This window comes from Thalassospira sp. A40-3 (genome assembly GCF_015871485.1).
GTDB lineage: Bacteria > Pseudomonadota > Alphaproteobacteria > Rhodospirillales > Thalassospiraceae > Thalassospira > Thalassospira tepidiphila.
In genome coordinates this window covers 58,677-78,504 of sequence record NZ_CP065428.1, presented here as the reverse complement: position 1 = coordinate 78,504, position 19,828 = coordinate 58,677, and the positions used below count along the sequence as shown (strand labels likewise).

Below are 19,828 nucleotides of genomic sequence, written 5' to 3'. Positions count from 1 at the left end.
CCTACGCAAAACAAAAGGGCCGGAAAACCGGCCCTTCGCATGCGTTTCTGATCAGACGTCTCAGGCAGACTTTTTGGTTTTCTGCAGCTTCTGGACTTTTTTCAGGATCATGTTGCGCTTGAGCGCGCTGAGATAATCGGTGAACAGAACGCCATCCAGATGATCGATCTCGTGCTGGATGCAGGTCGCAAGCAACCCGTCCGCCTCGATCTCGTGCGTTTCGCCGTTTTCATCCATATAGCGCATGCCAACTTCGGCCGGGCGTTCGACATCGGCGTATTGTTCCGGGATCGACAGGCACCCTTCCTGATAGATCGAGGTTTCCTCAGACTCCCAGATGATCTCCGGATTGATCAGTTTGAGCGGTTCCGGCTTGTCCTTGTCATCGGACACATCCATGACCACCACGCGCTTCATCACCCCGATCTGCGGCGCAGCAAGGCCAATGCCCGGTGCCGCATACATGGTTTCAAGCATGTCATTAAGAAGGGTCTTGATCTCATCATTCACTTCCTCGACCGGTTCGCATTCCTTTTTCAGGCGCGGGTCTGGAACGATAAGAATTTCACGCAGGGCCATGGGTCTCTGATCCGGTTTCGAACTTGATGCAATATATAATTATAGCGAATTTCGCGCTTCGAGATAAGGTTTCCCCACGCCCAAGTCAAGCAAACAGCCCGATTTAGCCGCGATGGCTGCCATGTTGCGCACAAGGGATCTCGGCCAAGAGCGGTTTGGTTCAATCCCTAGCGTCTGGCTTCACATCCGCGTCTGGCGTCGCATCCTCTGGCCCGGCCAGCAATTCCGTCTTGGTGATTTCGCGCACATGGGTTTCCGACGGGGACGGTTCCTCGATCATGCGGTCATCTGAGACGATATGCTTTTCCTTAAGCTTGCGCGCCGACACAAGAACCGATCCTTCGAGTGACCCCAGCGTCTTGTTGTAATGCTTCACCGTACTTTCAAGCGATTTTCCCATCGATGAGAAATGCTTGGCAAGCGCGCCCAGACGATCATAAAGCTGCAAGCCGATTTCACTGATATCACGCGCGCTTTCGGCCAGCGCTTCCTGTCGCCAGCCATATGACACGGCCTTAAGCAAGCCCAGCAAGGTCGTCGGTGTTGCCAGAATGACCCCGTCGCGGAAGCTGTCCTCAATCAAACGCGGGTCGCGTTCAAGGGCGGCCGAGAAGAAGCTTTCACCGGGCAGGAACAGAACGACAAATTCCGGACTGTCGACCGACTTCCAGTATGATTTTTTCGAAAGATCCGTGATCACCTTGCGCACATTGGTGACATAGGTCGCCATCAAGGCTTCGCGGCGATCGTCGTCATATTTCTCGTCAATCGCCTCAAGATAGGCCGATGTCGGGGCCTTGGCATCGACCACGATATTCTTGCCGCCCGGCAGGTGAATGACCATGTCGGGTTTCTGAACGCCTTCGTCGGTATTGAAATGCACCTGTTCGTCAAAGTCGCAATGCTTGAGCATCCCGGCCAGTTCGACAATGCGCTTAAGCTGCAATTCGCCCCACTTGCCCGACACCGAGGAACTCGACCGAAGGGCCGAACTCAGCGTCTGGGTTTCCTTGGACAATTTGTGTTGCGATTGCACCAGGGTCCCGACCTGTTCACGCAGTTCGCCATAAGCTTCCTTGCGGTTTTTTTCAAGTTCGTTAACCTTGGTATCAAAGGCCTCAAGCCGTTCCCGGATGGGTTTTACGATCCCGTCAATGGCCTGCTGGCGTTTTTCAAGATCACCCTTGGCCCCTTCCTGCAGGCGGGAAAAGTTTTCACGCGCCAGCTTCATGAACTCGTCGTTATTGACCTTAAGCGCATCGGACGACAGCGCCTTGAAGCTATCAAGCAGCTTGGTCTTGGCATCTTCGAGCATCTCGAGCTTTTCCTTGGCCGCCTCGCGCTCTTTCTCAAGCGCGGTTTCAAGCTCGGACCCCTTTTCGCGCCAGTGATCAAGGGCGGTGCGAAGCTCCTTCATTTCGGCTTCAAGCACCGGCACCCGGTTGGCCGTGGTTTCAGCAATGGCGCGCTTTTCCGATGCCTCGGAAAGCCTTTCACGCATCTGGGCAACCTCGGTCGCAAGATCGCGCCGGGTATTGTCCGCATGTTCAAGCTGGGACGCCAGAAGGGCTGTGCGCGACTCCGTCTCGGCCTCTGCGGCATCCTTGATGCGCTTGACCATCATGATGCTAAAGACAAGTGCCAGAACAGATGCGCCAAGCGCCCCTGCTGCCAAAGAAATCGGATCCATTATCCCACCATTTGATTACGTGCTGGCTTCTTTGTATCTGTTTTGTTCTGTCAAATCCAGAACCGAACCAAGCTGGCCCCACATCCACGCACAGAAAAAATGTAATCGGCTTCACTGGCGAGCCTAAGAATTTCGGATATATTTCAATTGGATAAGGGAACAGAACCAAGGATCGGCACCCAAGGGAGGTCAAAGACGACGACCATGCCTGCCAGTGTGGCAAACCTACACCAACCAAGGCGCACCCGGCCAGGCCCGCCCCCGTCTTAAGTTGTATTCCCTCAATACTCTCTGCGCACTAGCATAGGGCGCAAGCGACAGGAGTAACTTTGCCGTGCCCGCCCCCTTTGAACGGGACCGATCACACACCGGACCGGGCAGCATGGCAAAGCAGGTTCTGAACCGCACCGAAATTACTGCATCGGACGGATGCCTTTTTCGAGCCCGTTGGAAAAGTCATCGAAAGCACCCCGGTGCCGACCTAGAGACCACAGGAAACGAACAAGAGGCCACATATGTCTGCGAACGTTTATCCCGTACCTGACGACATCGCGAAGGGCGCTTTGATCGACAAGGCAAAATACGACGCCATGTACAAGCAGTCGGTCGAAGACCCGGAAGGCTTCTGGGGCGAACACGGCAAACGCATTGACTGGATCAAACCCTATAAAACCGTCAAAAACGTCAGCTACGATGCCAAAGATCTCTACATCAAATGGTATGAAGACGGCACGCTGAACGTTGCGGCCAACTGCCTTGACCGTCACCTTGAAAAGCGCGGCGATCAGACCGCCATTATCTTCGAGGGCGATGATCCCAACGTCTCCGAACACATCACCTATCGCGACCTTTATGAGCGCACCTGTCGTTTCGCCAATGCGCTGAAATCGATGGGCGTTGCCAAGGGCGATCGCGTTGTCATCTATCTGCCGATGATCCCCGAGGCCGCTGTTGCCATGCTGGCCTGCGCACGTATCGGCGCGATCCATTCGATCGTCTTTGGCGGTTTCTCGCCCGAAGCACTGGCCGGTCGCGTTGAAGATTGCGGTGCCAAGGTCGTCATCACCTCGGACGAAGGTCTGCGTGGGGGTCGTTCGGTCCCGCTCAAGCGCAACGCGGATGAGGCCCTGTCGCACCCGGGCGTCAAATCGGTCGAGAAAATGGTCGTCGTCAAGCACACCGGCAAGGACGTTGCCTGGAACGATGCGCGTGACGTCTGGTATCACGAAGTCTGCGCAGCAGCCTCTACCGACTGCCCGCCAACCGAAGTCAATGCCGAAGACCCGCTGTTTGTTCTTTATACCTCGGGCTCGACCGGCAAGCCGAAGGGTGTTCTGCACACCTCGGGCGGTTACCTCGTTTACGCTTCCATGACCCATCAGTATGTCTTTGATTACCACGAAGGCGACATCTACTGGTGTACTGCTGACGTGGGCTGGGTCACCGGTCACAGCTACATCGTTTATGGTCCGCTGGCCAACGGTGCCACGACCCTGATGTTTGAAGGTGTGCCGAGCTATCCGGACGCATCGCGTTTCTGGCAGGTCTGCGAGAAGCACAAGGTCAACATCTTCTACACCGCACCGACCGCCATCCGTGCCCTGATGCGCGAAGGCGAGAGCTATGTGAACAAGGCCGATCTGTCCTCGCTTCGCATCCTTGGCTCGGTGGGTGAGCCGATCAACCCGGAAGCCTGGGAATGGTATTACGAGCATGTCGGCAAAAAGAACTGCCCGATTGTCGATACCTGGTGGCAGACCGAAACCGGCGGCATCCTGATTACGCCGCTGCCGGGTGCGACCGACCTCAAACCGGGTTCGGCGACCTTGCCGTTCTTTGGTGTTCAGCCGGCCTTGCTTGATAACGAAGGCAAGGAACTGACCGGTGCAACCGATGGCAACCTTGTCATCAAGGACAGCTGGCCGGGTCAGATGCGGACGGTCTATGGTGACCATGAACGCTTCATCCAGACCTATTTCAGCACGTTTAAAAACGTCTACACCACCGGTGATGGCGCACGTCGCGATGATGATGGCTATTACTGGATCACCGGCCGTGTTGATGACGTGATCAACGTATCGGGTCACCGCATGGGCACCGCCGAAGTCGAAAGCGCACTGGTCGCCCATTCCAAGGTGGCCGAGGCCGCCGTGGTCGGCGTTCCGCACGACATCAAGGGTCAGGGTATCTATGCCTATGTCACGCTGAATGCCGGCGAAGAACCGACCGACGAGCTGCGCGCCGAACTGGTCAAATGGGTCCGCAAGGAAATCGGCCCGATCGCAAGCCCGGACTTCATCCAGTGGTCGCCGGGTCTGCCGAAAACCCGTTCGGGCAAAATCATGCGCCGTATCCTGCGCAAGATTGCCGCCAACGAATATGATCAGCTTGGCGATACCTCGACCCTTGCCGATCCGGGTGTTGTCGATGACCTGATCGATAACCGCCAGAATCGTTAAGATCTGAACCGCTAAGGCCAAAACTCTGGCGGCCCGATCGTCGCCAGATACCCTTACACGGAAAGGCCCCTGCCAATGGTGGGGGCCTTTCTTGTCATTCGGGCTGCAATCAGGACTGTAATCCGGATCGCTTCCGGGGCTCGACGAAACGTCCTATCAACGCAATAATCCCCAATCTGAAAAGCCCACCAAAAAACTCACATCAGCGGAGAACAGCACCGTGACACGCCCCACCCACAAAATCGCAGTCATCGCCGGCGACGGCATCGGAACCGAAGTCATGCCCGAAGGTATCCGCGTGCTTAAGGCCGCCGGCGAAATCTTTGACCTTGATCTGGTGTTTAATGAATTCGAATTCGGCTCGTGCGACTACTATCAAAAGCACGGCCAAATGATGCCCGATGACTGGCGCGCACAGATCGAACCACATGATGCCATTTTCTTTGGTGCGGTCGGCTGGCCTGAAACGGTGCCGGACCACATTTCACTGTGGGGCTCGCTGATCATGTTCCGGCGCGACTTTGACCAGTATGTCAATTTGCGCCCGGCCAAACTGATGCCCGGCGTGCCATCGCCGCTCGCAGGGCGCAAACCGGGTGACATTGATTTCTATGTCGTGCGCGAAAATACCGAAGGTGAATATTCCTCGGTCGGGGGCAAGATGTATCCCGGCACGGACCGTGAAATCGTCATTCAGGAAACCGTCATGTCGCGCACCGGCATTGATCGTATCCTGAAATATGCGTTCGAACTGGCGCAGAAACGCCCGCGCAAACATGTAACCTCGGCCACCAAATCGAACGGTATTTCAATCACCATGCCCTACTGGGATGAACGCGTGATCGAAATGGCGAAAAACTATCCCGACGTCACCTGGGACAAATACCATATCGATATTCTGACCGCCCAGTTCGTCATGAACCCGGACCGCTTTGATGTGGTCGTGGCGTCGAACCTGTTTGGCGATATCCTGTCCGATCTTGGCCCGGCCTGTACTGGCACCATCGGCATCGCGCCATCGGGCAACATCAACCCGGAACGCAAATTCCCCTCCCTGTTCGAACCGGTCCATGGTTCCGCCCCCGATATTGCCGGCAAGGGCATCGCCAACCCGATCGGCCAGATCTGGTCAGGGGCAATGATGCTTGATCACCTCGGTCACACCGATGCCCATGATGCGATCATGCGCGCGATTGAGGCCGTCCTGCTCGATGAAAACCTGCGCACCGCCGATCTTGGCGGCAAGGCGAATACCGTCACCTGTGGCGAGGCAATCGCCAAGGCGCTTCTTGATAACGCCTGATTGCCAGAGCCTGTTCAGATAAATTTCAAACGTTGCCTGATCCCCGCTTTGCCGGGGTCAGGCTTTTCTTTTGGCAAACGGGTGCCGGCAAGCTTGCATCGGGTAGGCGCATCAGATCGCCACGTCGCCCGTCCCACGGTTGTGCAAAATCTTAAATTGGTATAGGTACAGCCTGCTGCGACGCAGCAACGAACGGGATGGTCTTGGGGAGACCTGTCGCTGAATTTCCGGCTGACGGATCATGAAGACCGCCTGATGACATTCCAGCCCGCGGGACAATCAATCGTCAGATCTGGCGATTGCGCGGTCGGGCTTGACCGAGACGGAGATTTTCTGTGAATAGCGATTTTCTGCCGCGTTTGCGGGCTGAATGGCTTGGCAACATTCGCGCCGATGTGCTTTCGGGCCTTGTGGTTGCGCTGGCCCTGATCCCGGAGGCCATTGCCTTTTCCATCATTGCCGGTGTTGACCCGAAGGTCGGGCTTTATGCCTCCTTCTCGATTGCCGTGATCACCGCCATCTTTGGCGGCCGTCCGGGCATGATTTCGGCGGCCACCGCCGCCACCGCCGTTCTGATGGGATCGCTTGTCCGTGAACATGGCCTTGATTATCTGCTGGCCGCGACCGTTCTGGCTGGCGTCATTCAGATGCTGGCCGGTGCGCTTCGTCTGGGGTCTCTGATGCGCTTTGTCTCCAAGTCGGTGATGACCGGCTTTGTCAATGCGCTCGCCATCCTGATCTTCATGGCCCAGCTGCCGGAACTGACCAATGTCAGCTATATGACCTATGTGATGGTTGCAGGCGGCCTTGCCATTATTTATCTGTTCCCGCGCATTACCAAGGTGATCCCGTCGCCACTGATTTGCATCATCGTTCTGACCGGCCTGTCGTTCTTTATCGATGCCGATCTACGCACCGTGGGCGATATGGGCGCGCTTCCTGATGCCTTCCCGGCGATCTATTTCCCTGATGTGCCGCTGAACCTTGATACCTTCCTGATCATCCTGCCTTATTCGGCGGCGGTCGCGGCGGTCGGTCTTCTGGAAAGTCTGATGACGGCCCAGATCGTTGATGATCTGACCGACACCACGTCCAACCGCACGCGCGAATGCTATGGTCAGGGGATCGCCAACTTCTTTACCGGCTTTATCGGCGGTATGGCCGGTTGTGCGATGATCGGCCAGTCGGTGATTAACGTCAAATCGGGCGGTCGTTGCCGCCTGTCGACCTTCCTTGCCGGGATTTTCCTTCTGATCCTGATTGTAGTTCTGGGCGATCTGGTGGCGATCATTCCGATGGCGGCCCTTGTCGCCATCATGATCATGGTGTCGATCGGGACATTCAGCTGGTCCTCGATCAAGGACCTCAAGGATCATCCGCGCAGCTCGTCGATCGTGATGCTGGCCACCGTGATCACGGTGGTGGGTTCGCACAACCTGGCAATCGGTGTTCTGGTCGGTGTGTTGCTGTCGGGTATCTTCTTTGCCTGGAAGATCGCGCAGATTTTCCGTGTTACCAGCACGCTGTCGGCCGACAGCACGCACCGCACCTACGAAGTGCGCGGCCAGATCTTCTTTGCCTCGGTCGAAGACTTCACCAAGGCGTTTGATTTCCGCGAAGCGCTCGACAAGGTCACGATTGATGTCAGCCACGCGCATATCTGGGACATTTCAAGTGTTGCAGCCCTTGATATGGTCGTGCTCAAATTCCGCCGTGAAGGGGCCGAGGTCGAGTTGATCGGTCTCAATGAAGCCAGCGAGACAATCGTCGATAAACTGGCCATCCACGACAAGCCCGGCGCGCTTGAACGCCTGATGGGCCACTAGGGAAACTGGGAAAGGAAGACGATCCATGACACATCTGATCGCACTGATCGATGGATCAGGCTATTCGCAAAGTGTATGCGACCTGACCCGCTGGGTGGCAGAACGCACCGACGCATCGGTCGAACTGATGCATGTGCTGGGCCGGCGCAATACCGATTCCGAACCGGCCGACCTCAGTGGCAGCCTCAAACTCGGTGCCCGTTCGGCCCTGCTAAAAGAACTGGCCGATCTCGATGAGCAGAAAAACAAGCTCGAACTCAAGCGCGGTCGTTTGCTGCTTGAAGAAGCCAAAACCGGGCTCGAGGAAAAGGGCGTTGCCACGGTGACCACCAAGCTGCGCCATGGCGATCTGATCGAAACCATTGCCGAATTCGAAGGTGATGCCGATCTGATCCTGGTCGGCAAACGCGGCGAGGCCGCCGATTTTGCCAAGTTGCATCTGGGCTCCAACCTTGAACGGGTTGTGCGTTCGGCCAAAAAACCGGTGCTTGTCGCATCGCGTGCATTCAAGCCGATCAACAAATTCCTGATTGCCTTTGACGGCGGCGAAAGTGCGATGAAGGCCGTGCGCCACATCGCATCGGGCAAACTGTTTACCGGTCTGCCCTGCACGTTACTGTCGGTTGGCAAGCCAAACGACACGTTGCAGGAAAAGCTTGATGACGCGGCAACCATCCTTCGCAAGGCGGGATATGAGGTCGATGCAGGCTTTGCTTCGGGCGAACCCGAAGACGTGATCAAGGACAAGATCGAAGCGGAAAATATCGATCTTCTGGTCATGGGCGCTTATGGCCATTCGCGCATCCGCAACCTGATCATCGGCAGCACCACCACCGAAATGGTCCGGTCCTGCCATGTGCCGGTGATGATGTTCCGCTAAGACCCATCGTGATCCGCGATCAAAGACCAAGCCCCGGCCAACCGACCGGGGCTTTTTTTGTGCCTGAAAGGTCCTTGATCGCGATCAAGGACGCCAACAGCCCCCCGACCGGTAAAACTCATCGCACCCTTTCATTTGGTTCGAAGGATCAAACATGTTGCGTTTTACCGTCACCACGCTGGCCATCTTGGCGGCTTTTGTCATGTCAACGCCATCTCATGGCGCGCCCAATGCCGTGGGTTTCACCGAAACCACCATCGCGGCAAGTGATGGGAACCGCGCATTGGTTGGTGCAATCTGGTATCCGACCAGCGATATAAACCCAGCGGTAGCTGTTGGCGAAAACCCGGTCTTTTTCGGTCAGATGGTTCAGCCTGATGCCGAAATTCAGGACGGACGCCATCCCCTGGTCGTGATGTCGCATGGGTTTGGTGGCAACTGGCGCAATCAGGGATGGCTTGCCGCGGAACTCGCCCGGGCGGGCTATGTGGTGGCCGCGATCAATCACCCCGGCACCACCAGCCGCGATGTCACCGCCGAAGTCGGATCGGCTTTGTGGCTCCGTCCGCGCGATATCAGTCACCTGATCACATCGCTGACCGATAATCCCACATGGACGCCCCACATTGATCCAAACAACATCACGGTGATTGGTCATTCACTGGGCGGATGGACGGTGCTTGAGCTCGCCGGGGCGCGAATGAACATGGATCGGATGGACGACGAATGCCAAGCGCATCCCGAATTCGCCGCCTGCGACGGCCTCGCGGAACTTGAGGTTGGCCGCACAATTGAAGATCGCGAAAAGCTGGCCGCCGACCTTAAAGACAAACGGATCCGTGGCGCAATCTCGCTTGATCTTGGCCTTGCCCGTGGCTTTACCCCCGAAAGTCTGGCGGCCATCGATATCCCGGTTCTGGTCATTGCCGCCGGTGCGCCCAACCCGAAAATCCCCAAGGACCTTGAATCGGGTTATCTGATCGACCACCTGTCGGCCGATTTAACCCGTTACCATGATTTGCCCGGTGCGGCGCATTTCAGCTTCCTGCCGGAATGCAAACCAAATGCCGCGATCCTGCTTGAACAGGACGTCCCGGGTGATGGCATTATCTGTATCGATGGCGATGACGCAACGGATCGATCAGACCTGCATCAACAGACCATCACCCTTATTCTCGACTTTCTGCGTTCTCTGAAAACAGCTTCCTGATCGGGCCGAACGGTTGATCGGGGGTCGGTTGATCGGGGGCCCGTTGATCAGGATTTGGGTCCGCGTCGCGATAAGCCCGTGGACCCATCCCGGTCACCCGGCCAAATTCACGGTTAAAGTTCGATTTGGTCTGAAACCCGCAGTCAAACATGATTTCGGTCACCGGCTTGTCGGTCGTTCGCAGCAGCATCTGTGCCTCTGCCACGCGGTACTCATTGACGACCTGTGACACATTGCGCCCGAACCGGCGGTTAATCGCCCCGGAAATCTGCCGTGCCGGGATCACCACACGACGCGCCAACCGATCGAGTGTCAGATCAGGATCGCGATACAGATGCTGCGCGCGCATGACATCGTCGATTGCGGCAAGAATGGCATCATCCTCGGCGATATCGTTGTTGTCTTGCGGGTCGTCTTTGTGCTGCGCAAGTGCTGGTTCGGTCACGCTATCAGTCAGCTGCGTGGTCTGCGGACTAAGACGCTCCAACCGGACCATCAGCAACGCCAGCACCACCAGAACAACCAACTGCGCAGTGCCAACGATTGTTGCGACGTTTGTGCCCTGCGTGATGCTGAAATCAAGGGCGATCAACCCGTCGACGAGCCCTGAGAAAATCAGCGCCCCGCCAACCACGGCAACAATACCCCGAACCGATCCGACATCGCCCAGCCGTGCCTGGGCAAAACGGTCTTCGCCGCGGCTGGCCAAAATCATCAGCGCAATACCATATCCGATAAATTGCACGGCAATCAGGAAATCCACCTGGATATGCCATTGTCGCCAGGTCAGACTGGCGATGAAAATCGCCAGAACCGGGATAACATGCAGCCACCGCCATCTGGTTTGCGACCGTTCCTTTGAACCGAGTGCGGCAAAGCACATCCAGGCGATGGGTGGCAGCATCGCGGCAAACAACGGGCGCAAGAAACGGAAAATCAGCAGATCAAATTGCCAGCGCAGCCCGACCATGATCACCAGCGCCAGACTGGCGGCAACGAAGATCCGCATGCTCCGCCCAACCGGCCCGGCCGGACCGCGCAGGGTCAGGCGCACCAGCAAAATCGCCAGCAACAAGGCAACGACAAAGGGCAACGGGATTTCAAACATAAGGCTTGGCACAATCTGGCAATTGGCAATCGTAACCTGATGTTTGTCCCGCGTGTCGCAGGGACGCGCAACAAAAAAGACCGCGATGAAACATCACCGCGGCCTTTGGATTTTGTTTAAATCCCAAACGGGACGTCGATCACCGCAACAGGAAACGTCCCAGATTGTTGTTGATCTGGCGTTCCATTTCGCGATCAAGATCCATCAAAAGGGCCGTGGTCGCGTCATAGACCGCCTGTTCGCGTTCGGAGACCGACATCGATTCCGAAAGCGTGCGTGACCGTTCCGCCATCGCCGTTACCTCGCCCTTCTGCATGCCATTGGGGTCGAGCAGCTCAAGCTTGGCTGCGACCTTAAGGTCAATCTTGTCGGACTGATCGTCGGTAAAGACACCCTTGATGCCCTTGGTGGTTTTAAGCGCGTTCGAAGTCACCGAGGCCTCGGTCACGCTATAACGCAGCATGTCATTGGTGCCGGCAGTCTGGATGCGGTCATCGGGCCAGTTCATCGCCATGCGGCCCAGATTGAACGGCAGGGACGACTGGATCGATCCGTCCTCGTTGTTTGACCAGGCCGCAACCTTTTCAATCGGACCGGCGGCAAAGACAATCGGATCAAGATGGCGCCATGTCACATCGGGATAGGTCGCAACCGGGCCGCTTGTGCAAGCCGCCATCAGCGCAAGTGCCGCCCCGGCAACAACGGCGCGCAGGCCCTTGATGGACATAACCGTCATGTCTTCGATCTCCTTTGATCAATCACACAGATAAAAAAACAACGCCACCATGGCGTACAAATTCCATGGTGACGTTGCTTGATGATTAAGGCAAGGCTGTGACGAACAATTAAGCGCCGAAGCCCCTGACGCCGTTACTAGATTTTCGGCGATGCCGCTTCGGGATCATCCGCCTTGAGCTGGCGAAGCTCCGCCTCGTTAAAGCCATAACGCGTGTTACAGAACTGGCAGGATACGCCAACCTCGCCGGTGTCGGCTTCGCGCATCGACAAAAGCTCATCAAGCGGATAAGTCACAAGCGCGCCTTCGATCTTCTCGCGCGAACAACGGCATTTGAACTGAAGCTGGGTCTGTTCAAACACGCGCGGTTCCTCGTCATGGAACAGGCGCCAGATCAGGTCATGGGCCGAAAGCGAAATATCAACCAGCTCGTTCTCGGTCGCACTCGCCATCAGGATGGTTGATCTGTTCCAGTCTTCAGATACCTTTTCGGCCTCTTCCGGAGTGCTCGCATCACCCGATGCGCTGACCGGCATTTTTTGCAGGAACAGCCCGCCGACCCACCAGTCATCTGCGGTCTCGCCGCGATGCACTTCAAGCTTGAACGACGTTTCAAGCTGTTCGGACTGGCGGAAATAGGCCTCTGCACATTGCGCCAGCGTCTCGCCCTCAAGCGATACAATCCCCTGATAGCGTTCGTGCTCATCGCCCTGATCGACCGTGAAGGCAATATGGCCCCGGCCCATCAGTTTCAGGACCTGACCACGCAATGCATCCTCGCCGCCTTCTTCGGCTGCGATCATGGCGTTGAGGCGTTCTTCATCGACCCGAAGGCAGGCGCGCACATTGCCATCACTATCGACATCAACCACCAGCATGCTGATCGGCCCGTCGGAGCTGGTCTGAAGGGTAAACAGGCCTTCATATTTAAGCGACGAGGACAACAGCACGGCAAGACCGATGATCTCGGAAAGCAGATGGTTGGCAAGCGCAGGATAGGTGTGCTGCCCGATGATGGTCTGCACCGTCGGGCCCAGGCGCGTGAAGCGGCCACGGATGTTGGAATGATCCAGCGTGAAGGGCTGGCAAAAATCGACAGCAATCTGCATTTTCAGCTTCCGCGTTTTTACGTGTTGCGGGGCGTATAACAACTGCACCCCCGCATTGTCGAGGTGCCAAGGTAAAGACCCTGGACGAAAACACCTGACAGCATAGCAAAGGGCGGCCAATGCCGCCCTTCAAATTCGATATGGCTTATTTAGGGGCCATAACCCGGATGGCAAGCCTTACGACGGCAAACCATTCAGGCAATAAAGCAAAACACCCTTTTGCGCATGCAGGCGGTTTTCCGCCTCGTCAAACACAACCGACTGTGGCCCGTCAATCACCGCGTCGGTGACTTCTTCGTTTCGATGGGCTGGCAGACAATGCAGGAAGATCGCATCATCCTTGGCCTGTGCCATGGTGGCCTCATTAATCTGATAGGGCGAAAGGGCTTCCATCCGGGCGTCGTAATCTTCATCGCCCATCGAAACCCAGCAATCGGTGACCACAACATCGGCCCCCGCAAGTGCACTGTCCATATCGGTCAGACGCACTTTGCCGCCTTCGGCATTGGCGGTTTCAATCAGCCCCTGATTGGGGCGATAGCCCGCCGGGCACGCCATATCGAGTGCAAAGCCGAATTTCGGCGATGCATGAATGAACGATGCCGAGACGTTATTGCCATCACCAACCCAGGCGAACTTGAGGCCCTCAAGCTTGCCCTTGTGTTCCTTGACCGTCATCAGATCGGCCATGATCTGGCACGGATGGCTTTGATCGGTAAGCCCATTGATCACCGGCACGGTGGCATATTGCGCCAACTCATGCAGTTTGGATTCATCGGTCGTCCGGATCATGATCGCATCGACAAAACGCGACAAAACGCGTGCGGTATCGGCAATGGTTTCCCCGCGGCCAAGCTGGCTGCTGTCGGCATCAAGCGTCACCACATCACCGCCAAGCTGGCGCATGCCAACTTCGAACGACACGCGCGTACGGGTCGACGGCTTTTCAAAAATCAAGGCCAACGTCTTGCCCGCAAGCGGTTTTACCCCGAACGGAGCCTTCCCGGCCTTCTCGGAGTCGCCAAGGGCCAGAATATCCTTAAGCTCGCTTGCCGACATTTTGTCGAGATCGAGAAAATGGCGAATATCAGTCATAGTCAAATTTCCTTCCGCGCCCTTATTTGCGCATTATTTACCAAGGGCGGCAGCGGCTGCATCAATGGCAACCAGCGCTTCGTCAACATGGGTTTTGGTGATGTTAAGCGGCGGAATGATACGCACCACATTGTCGCCTGCCGGCACGGTCAAAAGATTGAACTCGCGCAGTTTGGCAACAACATCAACATTGGCCGGTTTGGTTTTCATCCCCAACAGCAGGCCCATGCCACGCACTTCTTCGATAAAGCCCGGATGCTTGCGTGCAATCACCTCAAGGCCATCAACAATCAGGCGGCTCATTTCCAGAACATGGTCCATGAAACCGGGTTTCAGGACCTCATCCAGCACCGCATTGGCGGCCGCCGTTGCAAGCTGGTTACCACCAAAGGTCGTGCCATGCATGCCGGGCGTAAAGGCAGCGGCTGCCTTTTCATTGGCGAGCAGTGCGCCGATCGGGAAGCCACCGCCAAGTCCCTTGGCCGAGGAAATGATATCAGGCTCCATATCCGACCATTGATAGGCAAACAGTTTGCCGGTTCGGCCAATACCGGTCTGAACTTCATCAAACATCACCAGCATGCCGAATTCATCGGCCGCCTTGCGCACACCCTCAAGATACCCTTCCGGCGCACGGCAAATGCCGCCTTCGCCCTGGATCGGCTCAAGGATAATACCGCCTGTATTGGGCGTGATCGCGTTGCGAAGTTCGTTCAGGTTGCCAAACGCCACCCGGTCAAAGCCATCAGGCATCGGCCCGAAACCTTCGCGGTATTTCTCGCTATAACCCGCGGTCAGGGTGCCAAGGGTCCTTCCATGAAACGCATTGGTCGCAACCAGAATGCGGTTCTTTTCAGGATGGCCCGACACATACTGATACCGACGCAGCATCTTGATGCCAGCTTCATTCGCCTCGGCACCGGAGTTACAGAAAAACACCGTATCGGCAAAGCTGTTCTCAATCAGCCGCTTGGCCAGTTTTTCCTGCCCCGGCATCTGATACAGGTTCGAGGTATGCCAAAGCTTGCCAACCTGCTCGGTCAGTTTCGCCACCAGATGCGGGTGCGAATGACCAAGCGTGTTGACCGCGATCCCCGACCCGAAATCAAGGAATCGTCGGCCGTCCTGCGCATAGAGATAAGGTCCTTCACCTTTCTCAAAGGCCAAATCGGCCCGCGCGTAGGTCGGCATGACGGGAGTAATCACTTTCTTATTCCTCAATTCGGGTAAAATTCACATTCCTGACCATTTGGACAGGTCCCGGCAGAATACCGGGAAGCCGAGGAGTATCAAGAGATTCACCGACCCTGTCAACGCCGCAAAAGCACGTACGGGGGTGTTTTAAAAATGGTCATCAAAATGAAAAAGGACGGCATCCGCATCAGAATACCGTCCTTTATGGTTTGGCAATCGGATCGGCGCTTAGGCCTTAAGCTTGTAGCCGGTTTTGATCATGCGATAGCACAGCAGCCAAAGGGCCGCATTGACCAGGGCAAGAACCACCACACCGGTCATGATCGTGCCATCGGAAATCCCGGTAAAGCCATAACGGAACCCGTCAATCATGTAGAAGAACGGGTTGAAATGCACCAGAACCTGACCGGCTTCCGGCAGGCTTTCCGCACTGTAAAACGTGCCCGACAGGAAGGATAACGGGGTCACGACGAAGTTGGTGACAACCGCGATATGGTCAAACTTCTCGGCCCAGACACCACCAGCAATCCCCAGAAGCGACAGCATCAAGGATGCCGAAATCCCGAAATACAGGATCGCCCAGATGTTATGGATCGCGACATCGACAAAGAACGACATGAAGATCGCTGTGACCAGACCAACGATCATGCCACGCGTTACCGCGCCAAAGGCAAAACCGGCAACCATTTCGCCAGCCGACAGCGGCGGCATCAAAACATCAACGATATTGCCCTGTACCTTGGCAATCGTGATCGAGCTTGAGGAGTTGGCAAAGGCGTTTTGCACCATGGTCATCATGATCAGACCAGGGGCCAGGAAGGTTGCAAACGGGATGCCATTGACCATTTCAACCGCACGGCCAAGGGCCAGCAGGAAAACAGCAAGAAACAGCAGGCTGGTGACAACCGGCGCACCGATGGTTTGCAAATGCACATTCAGGAACCGACGGACTTCTTTGGCATAAAGGGTCCAAAGTCCAAGCCAGTTCACAGCCCCCATATAACGCGGGGCAAGAGCAGGTTGCTCTGACTCGTTCATGGAATTTCCTTCGGAAAAATGCAGACAATTGCGCGTAAAATAGGGAGAGTGGGGGCATACTTGCAAGGGTGTGAATTCATTCATAGTGTCAGTCATGCACGACAAACATCGCCAAAGCCCGGAAACCAGCGACTCTGCGCGCGAAAAAAAGCCCGCCGGCAATGCGCGTTTTTCCAACCAGTCCGGCAAAAAGTCGAAAACCCGCTCGCACGAACCCAAACGCCCGCGCAAGGTCACCCGCGACTATCTGATGAATTATGCCACCTGGTATCTCGAACGTTTCGCCGCATCGCGCGCCCGGCTTGAAACATTGATGCGCGGTAAAATCCGCCTCTCGGTCGCCGAACACGGCACTGACCCCGAAGAAGCCGTGCAATGGATGAATTCGGTTTTGTCGGCTTGTGAAAAGGCCGGCTTCATAAATGACGATGCCTATGCCAAGGGCCGGGCAAGATCCCTGCTCAGGCGCGGCAAGGCACTTCGCGTCATTGCCGCTGATTTGTCATCGCGCGGCATTGCCAGCGATCAGGTCGATGCTGCCCTTACCGAACTTCGCGCCGAGGCCGATGACGCCGCCTATGAGGAAGTGCGTGGCACGGACCCAAACATTGCCGCTGCCGCCGCCTATGCCCGTCGCCGTCGTCTTGGCCCATGGCGCCGGCCCGATATCCGCGAAGAAAAACGCGAAAAGGATATGGCCGCACTCGCCCGTCAGGGCTTTGGCTATGACACCGCCACCCGCATCATCAATAGCGAGATCGAAGAGCTCGAAGACCTGCTCTCAATGATCGACGGGATTTGATTGCGTCCGCAAAGACCGCTATCAATGAACAAATCCATTTTGATACGGAGACCCAACCATGATGGTCCGCATCTATCACAATCCGCGCTGCTCGAAATCGCGCCAGACCCTGGCCCTGATCGAAGAACAGGGCATCACGCCCGACGTGATCGCCTATCTCGACACCCCGCCAACCCCGCAGGAACTCTCTGGCCTGCTCGATATGCTCGGCATGAAACCCGAGGACATCCTGCGCAAAAAAGAAGCCAAAGAAGAAGGCATTGCCGATCTGCGCGGGGACGAGTTGATCGAGGCCCTCTGCGCCCATCCGCGCGCGCTTGAACGCCCGATTGTGGTCAATGGCAACAAAGCTATTCTTGGTCGACCGCCTGAACGAGTATTAGATATAATTTAATCACTAGATTGACCAAAATTTGTAATCACAGCTTCAACTCCGTGGAAATCTTGATATCCAAAGTTCACCTTATTTTTCTGCCATATTACTTGGTCATTGAAAGTCCGAATCAGTGGAGGACAAATGTTCCACCACTTATTCATAACCCCGTCTTCACTTAGTTCTTCTAGATGGAAAAAGGCAGCTGACAATGGCCGATTAAACTCGTCGTAGTACCTATGATCATCTGGGGAAAAATAGTCTGATTGAACAATCACAATCCTCGGGATAATGAACCAAAGCACCTGCCCACCGCACACGCATCCGCTGTCCAATAACTTCGACAGATCTTTCGGCCCCATACTAGGTGCGCTGTCGGACGGAACAAGGTAATCGACTGCTACGTTATAGAACGCTCCATTAGGCGTATCATGCCAAATTGCGCGAGGACGCAACTGCTCACCCGGATTGAGTGTTACACTCTCTATTTCTTGCAGAACTCTCTCCAGATCAGAGAAAGCAGGTGCTTCATGACCTGATCTACTTTCAAGATAAAAGAAATATCCACGAAAGTGAGCCAACCAACGCTCTTCTTTTTCAGTAAAGAAAATTTGCCACTTTGAGCCATTCAACGAAATCGGAAAAAATTGTTGCGCCAATGAAAAACAATTTGGCGTCAAAAGCATTCTTTCCAGAGCCACACCATCCCAAATAGCTGTCTTCACTTTTCCCTGAGAACTTAGTTCATCAAGTTTTTTCACAAGCTCAGATGACGGACATGTATTGCAAACAAGTAGAAAACCGTCAGCGGCAACTCTTTCGCATCGATCTCTAATATCTTTTACATCATCGACACTAACTGCATTGGTAGGTCTAGAAGAATATTTACAATCTACTAACCAGCGAGATTCAACATCCGACAAAGTTCCCTTTAAAACTTCAACCACCAACAAATCACGACCACTATCTGGTCCTTTGCCAGTCCAGTTGGGATGCAAGCCAATTCGAAGTGCAAGTTCTCGTGTTAGCAACTCTAACCCAATTCCATCACGAGACAGCTCAGTAAAATCAAGCATAAGAATTTCTCTTTAATCAATTGATTGATGAACTTTTACGGTAATTATTTTCGATTTTTTCTATCGGAATCAATATGAATTCAAACGCCTGTGCCAGCTCGGCACGGGCGTTTTGCGTAATTAATAAAAGTCGAACTTCCCGAAGCCTATTATGTCTTACGCAGAAAAACATGCATGTGCCTGTGGGGAGGTTTTTGATGATTGCTGCTTTTGCCCTGATCCTTGTTTGCCAGCTCTTTGGTGAAGTGGTCTCGGAACTGTTTGATCTGCCGGTTCCCGGACCGGTCATTGGTCTGGTGCTGCTGTTTGTTGGCCTTCTGATCAAACGCAACCCGCCCAAGGTACTCACAGATGCGGCAGACAATCTGCTGATCCATTTCTCCTTGCTGTTCGTTCCTGCTGGTGTCGGCGTGGTCACCCAGATTGATCGTCTTAAGGGTGACTGGTTGCCGATTGCCGCCGCCCTGATCATTTCCACCCTGCTGGCCATGGTGCTGACCGCCCTTTTAATGTCGAAACTGCTGCCCAAGGCCAAACCGGGCGAAAGTCTGGAGGACGGGCAATGAACGAGACCGATATCACCCAGCTTTGGGTTTACCTGTCGGCCAAACCACTGACCGGGCTGACCATCACCCTTGTCGCCTACGCCATTGGCTTCTGGCTGTATCAAAAAAGCGACCGCAACCCGATCTGCAATCCGGTGGTCATCGCCATTGCCCTGATTGCCCTGTTGCTCAAAGTCACCGGCACACCCTATGCCACCTATTTCGAAGGCGCGCAGTTCGTCCACTTCCTGTTGGGTCCGGCCACCGTGGCCCTTGCCGTCCCGCTGTTTCGTCAGACCGAAACGCTGAAACGTGCGCTTCCGGTCATCGCGTTCGGGGTTTTGTTCGGATCACTGGTTGCCAGTGCCAGCACGGTCATTCTGGCTTGGGCACTGGGCGCAAGTCCGGAAACACTGGCATCCTTGGCCCCGAAATCCGTCACCACCCCGGTCGCCATGGGGATTGCGGAAAATATCGGCGGTGTTCCGGCCCTGACCGCGGTTTGCGTAATCGCGACGGGCATTGTTGGCGCAACCCTTGGTCCGATGGTGATGAATATGGCCCGCCTCAAGGACTGGCGCGCACGCGGCTTTGCCATGGGGGTGGCATCACACGGCATCGGAACGGCGCGGGCGTTTCAGGTCAATGAAACCGCCGGGGCCTTTTCCGGCCTCGCCATGGGGCTCAATACCCTTGCCACCGCATTGACCATCCCGTTCCTGTGGCACTGGATATTTGGCTAAACAAAAAAGGGTGGGCATATGCCCACCCTTTTTCTATTTGGTTCCACGGCAGGTATCCCGCC

Annotated in this window: 18 protein-coding genes; 9 read left to right on the top strand and 9 right to left on the bottom strand. The window is 55.5% G+C overall.

Annotated features, from left to right (window positions below; genetic code table 11):
- Positions 1-60: 60 nt before the first annotated feature.
- Positions 61-579, bottom strand: coding sequence for a peptide deformylase (def, locus tag IT893_RS00315; RefSeq protein ID WP_008889040.1), 519 nt, complete (start codon positions 577-579; stop codon positions 61-63).
- A 160-nt stretch (positions 580-739) separates the two neighbouring features.
- Positions 740-2,269: a DNA recombination protein RmuC gene (rmuC, locus tag IT893_RS00310; RefSeq protein ID WP_197146468.1), complete on the bottom strand. Its 1,530-nt coding sequence runs from the start codon at positions 2,267-2,269 to the stop codon at positions 740-742.
- Positions 2,270-2,784: 515 nt separating this feature from the next.
- Between rmuC and acs the strand changes: the two genes are divergently transcribed.
- The 5 genes from acs to IT893_RS00285 all read left to right on the top strand — a co-directional run bounded on the left by acs (position 2,785) and on the right by IT893_RS00285 (position 9,947).
- Positions 2,785-4,728: an acetate--CoA ligase gene (gene acs / locus IT893_RS00305; RefSeq protein WP_197146467.1), complete on the top strand. Its 1,944-nt coding sequence runs from the start codon at positions 2,785-2,787 to the stop codon at positions 4,726-4,728.
- 220 nt (positions 4,729-4,948) lie between these two features.
- Positions 4,949-6,031 carry a tartrate dehydrogenase gene (locus tag IT893_RS00300; protein ID WP_197146466.1) on the top strand — a complete coding sequence of 361 codons (1,083 nt, stop codon included), beginning with the start codon at positions 4,949-4,951 and terminating at the stop codon, positions 6,029-6,031.
- Positions 6,032-6,366: 335 nt separating this feature from the next.
- Positions 6,367-7,857 (top strand): SulP family inorganic anion transporter, encoded by a 1,491-nt coding sequence (locus IT893_RS00295; protein WP_197146465.1) that lies wholly within the window; start codon positions 6,367-6,369, stop codon positions 7,855-7,857.
- Between the two features lie 25 nt (positions 7,858-7,882).
- Positions 7,883-8,737 carry a universal stress protein gene (locus tag IT893_RS00290; RefSeq protein ID WP_064780377.1) on the top strand — a complete coding sequence of 285 codons (855 nt, stop codon included), beginning with the start codon at positions 7,883-7,885 and terminating at the stop codon, positions 8,735-8,737.
- Between the two features lie 154 nt (positions 8,738-8,891).
- Positions 8,892-9,947, top strand: coding sequence for an alpha/beta fold hydrolase (locus tag IT893_RS00285; protein ID WP_197146464.1), 1,056 nt, complete (start codon positions 8,892-8,894; stop codon positions 9,945-9,947).
- On the opposite strand, the gene IT893_RS20105 is transcribed toward IT893_RS00285, so the two are convergent.
- From IT893_RS20105 to IT893_RS00255, 6 genes are all read right to left on the bottom strand, one after another.
- Positions 9,907-11,055 carry an AraC family transcriptional regulator gene (locus IT893_RS20105; protein ID WP_252724023.1) on the bottom strand — a complete coding sequence of 383 codons (1,149 nt, stop codon included), beginning with the start codon at positions 11,053-11,055 and terminating at the stop codon, positions 9,907-9,909. The genes IT893_RS00285 and IT893_RS20105 overlap by 41 nt on opposite strands.
- A gap of 139 nt (positions 11,056-11,194) precedes the next feature.
- Positions 11,195-11,791, bottom strand: coding sequence for a hypothetical protein (locus IT893_RS00275; protein WP_197146463.1), 597 nt, complete (start codon positions 11,789-11,791; stop codon positions 11,195-11,197).
- Between the two features lie 137 nt (positions 11,792-11,928).
- Positions 11,929-12,900: an Hsp33 family molecular chaperone HslO gene (locus tag IT893_RS00270; RefSeq protein ID WP_197146462.1), complete on the bottom strand. Its 972-nt coding sequence runs from the start codon at positions 12,898-12,900 to the stop codon at positions 11,929-11,931.
- A gap of 177 nt (positions 12,901-13,077) precedes the next feature.
- A complete protein-coding gene (gene argF, locus IT893_RS00265) occupies positions 13,078-13,995 on the bottom strand; it encodes an ornithine carbamoyltransferase (protein WP_064780373.1) in 918 nt (305 codons plus the stop codon).
- 33 nt (positions 13,996-14,028) lie between these two features.
- Positions 14,029-15,186 carry an aspartate aminotransferase family protein gene (locus IT893_RS00260; protein ID WP_197147618.1) on the bottom strand — a complete coding sequence of 386 codons (1,158 nt, stop codon included), beginning with the start codon at positions 15,184-15,186 and terminating at the stop codon, positions 14,029-14,031.
- Between the two features lie 231 nt (positions 15,187-15,417).
- Positions 15,418-16,227, bottom strand: a complete 810-nt coding sequence (locus tag IT893_RS00255) for an ABC transporter permease (RefSeq protein ID WP_197146461.1) — start codon at positions 16,225-16,227, stop codon at positions 15,418-15,420.
- A gap of 94 nt (positions 16,228-16,321) precedes the next feature.
- Here IT893_RS00255 and IT893_RS00250 point away from each other — a divergent pair, with 94 nt between their 5' ends.
- Together IT893_RS00250 and arsC are read left to right on the top strand one after the other, a co-directional pair.
- Entirely contained in the window at positions 16,322-17,029 is a 708-nt protein-coding gene (locus IT893_RS00250) for a regulatory protein RecX (RefSeq protein ID WP_197146460.1), read from the top strand.
- A gap of 58 nt (positions 17,030-17,087) precedes the next feature.
- Positions 17,088-17,423: an arsenate reductase (glutaredoxin) gene (gene arsC / locus IT893_RS00245; protein ID WP_197146459.1), complete on the top strand. Its 336-nt coding sequence runs from the start codon at positions 17,088-17,090 to the stop codon at positions 17,421-17,423.
- Here arsC and IT893_RS00240 read toward each other — a convergent pair.
- A complete protein-coding gene (locus IT893_RS00240; RefSeq protein WP_197146458.1) occupies positions 17,420-18,478 on the bottom strand; it encodes a hypothetical protein in 1,059 nt (352 codons plus the stop codon). The genes arsC and IT893_RS00240 overlap by 4 nt on opposite strands.
- Positions 18,479-18,675: 197 nt before the next feature.
- On the opposite strand from IT893_RS00240, the gene IT893_RS00235 reads away from it, so the two are divergent.
- Complete coding sequence (locus IT893_RS00235; RefSeq protein WP_063085876.1) at positions 18,676-19,044, top strand: CidA/LrgA family protein; 369 nt, start codon at positions 18,676-18,678, stop codon at positions 19,042-19,044.
- Positions 19,041-19,766 (top strand): LrgB family protein, encoded by a 726-nt coding sequence (locus IT893_RS00230; protein ID WP_063085879.1) that lies wholly within the window; start codon positions 19,041-19,043, stop codon positions 19,764-19,766. Before IT893_RS00235 ends, IT893_RS00230 begins: the two co-directional genes overlap by 4 nt.
- The last annotated feature ends 62 nt before the right edge of the window (positions 19,767-19,828 follow it).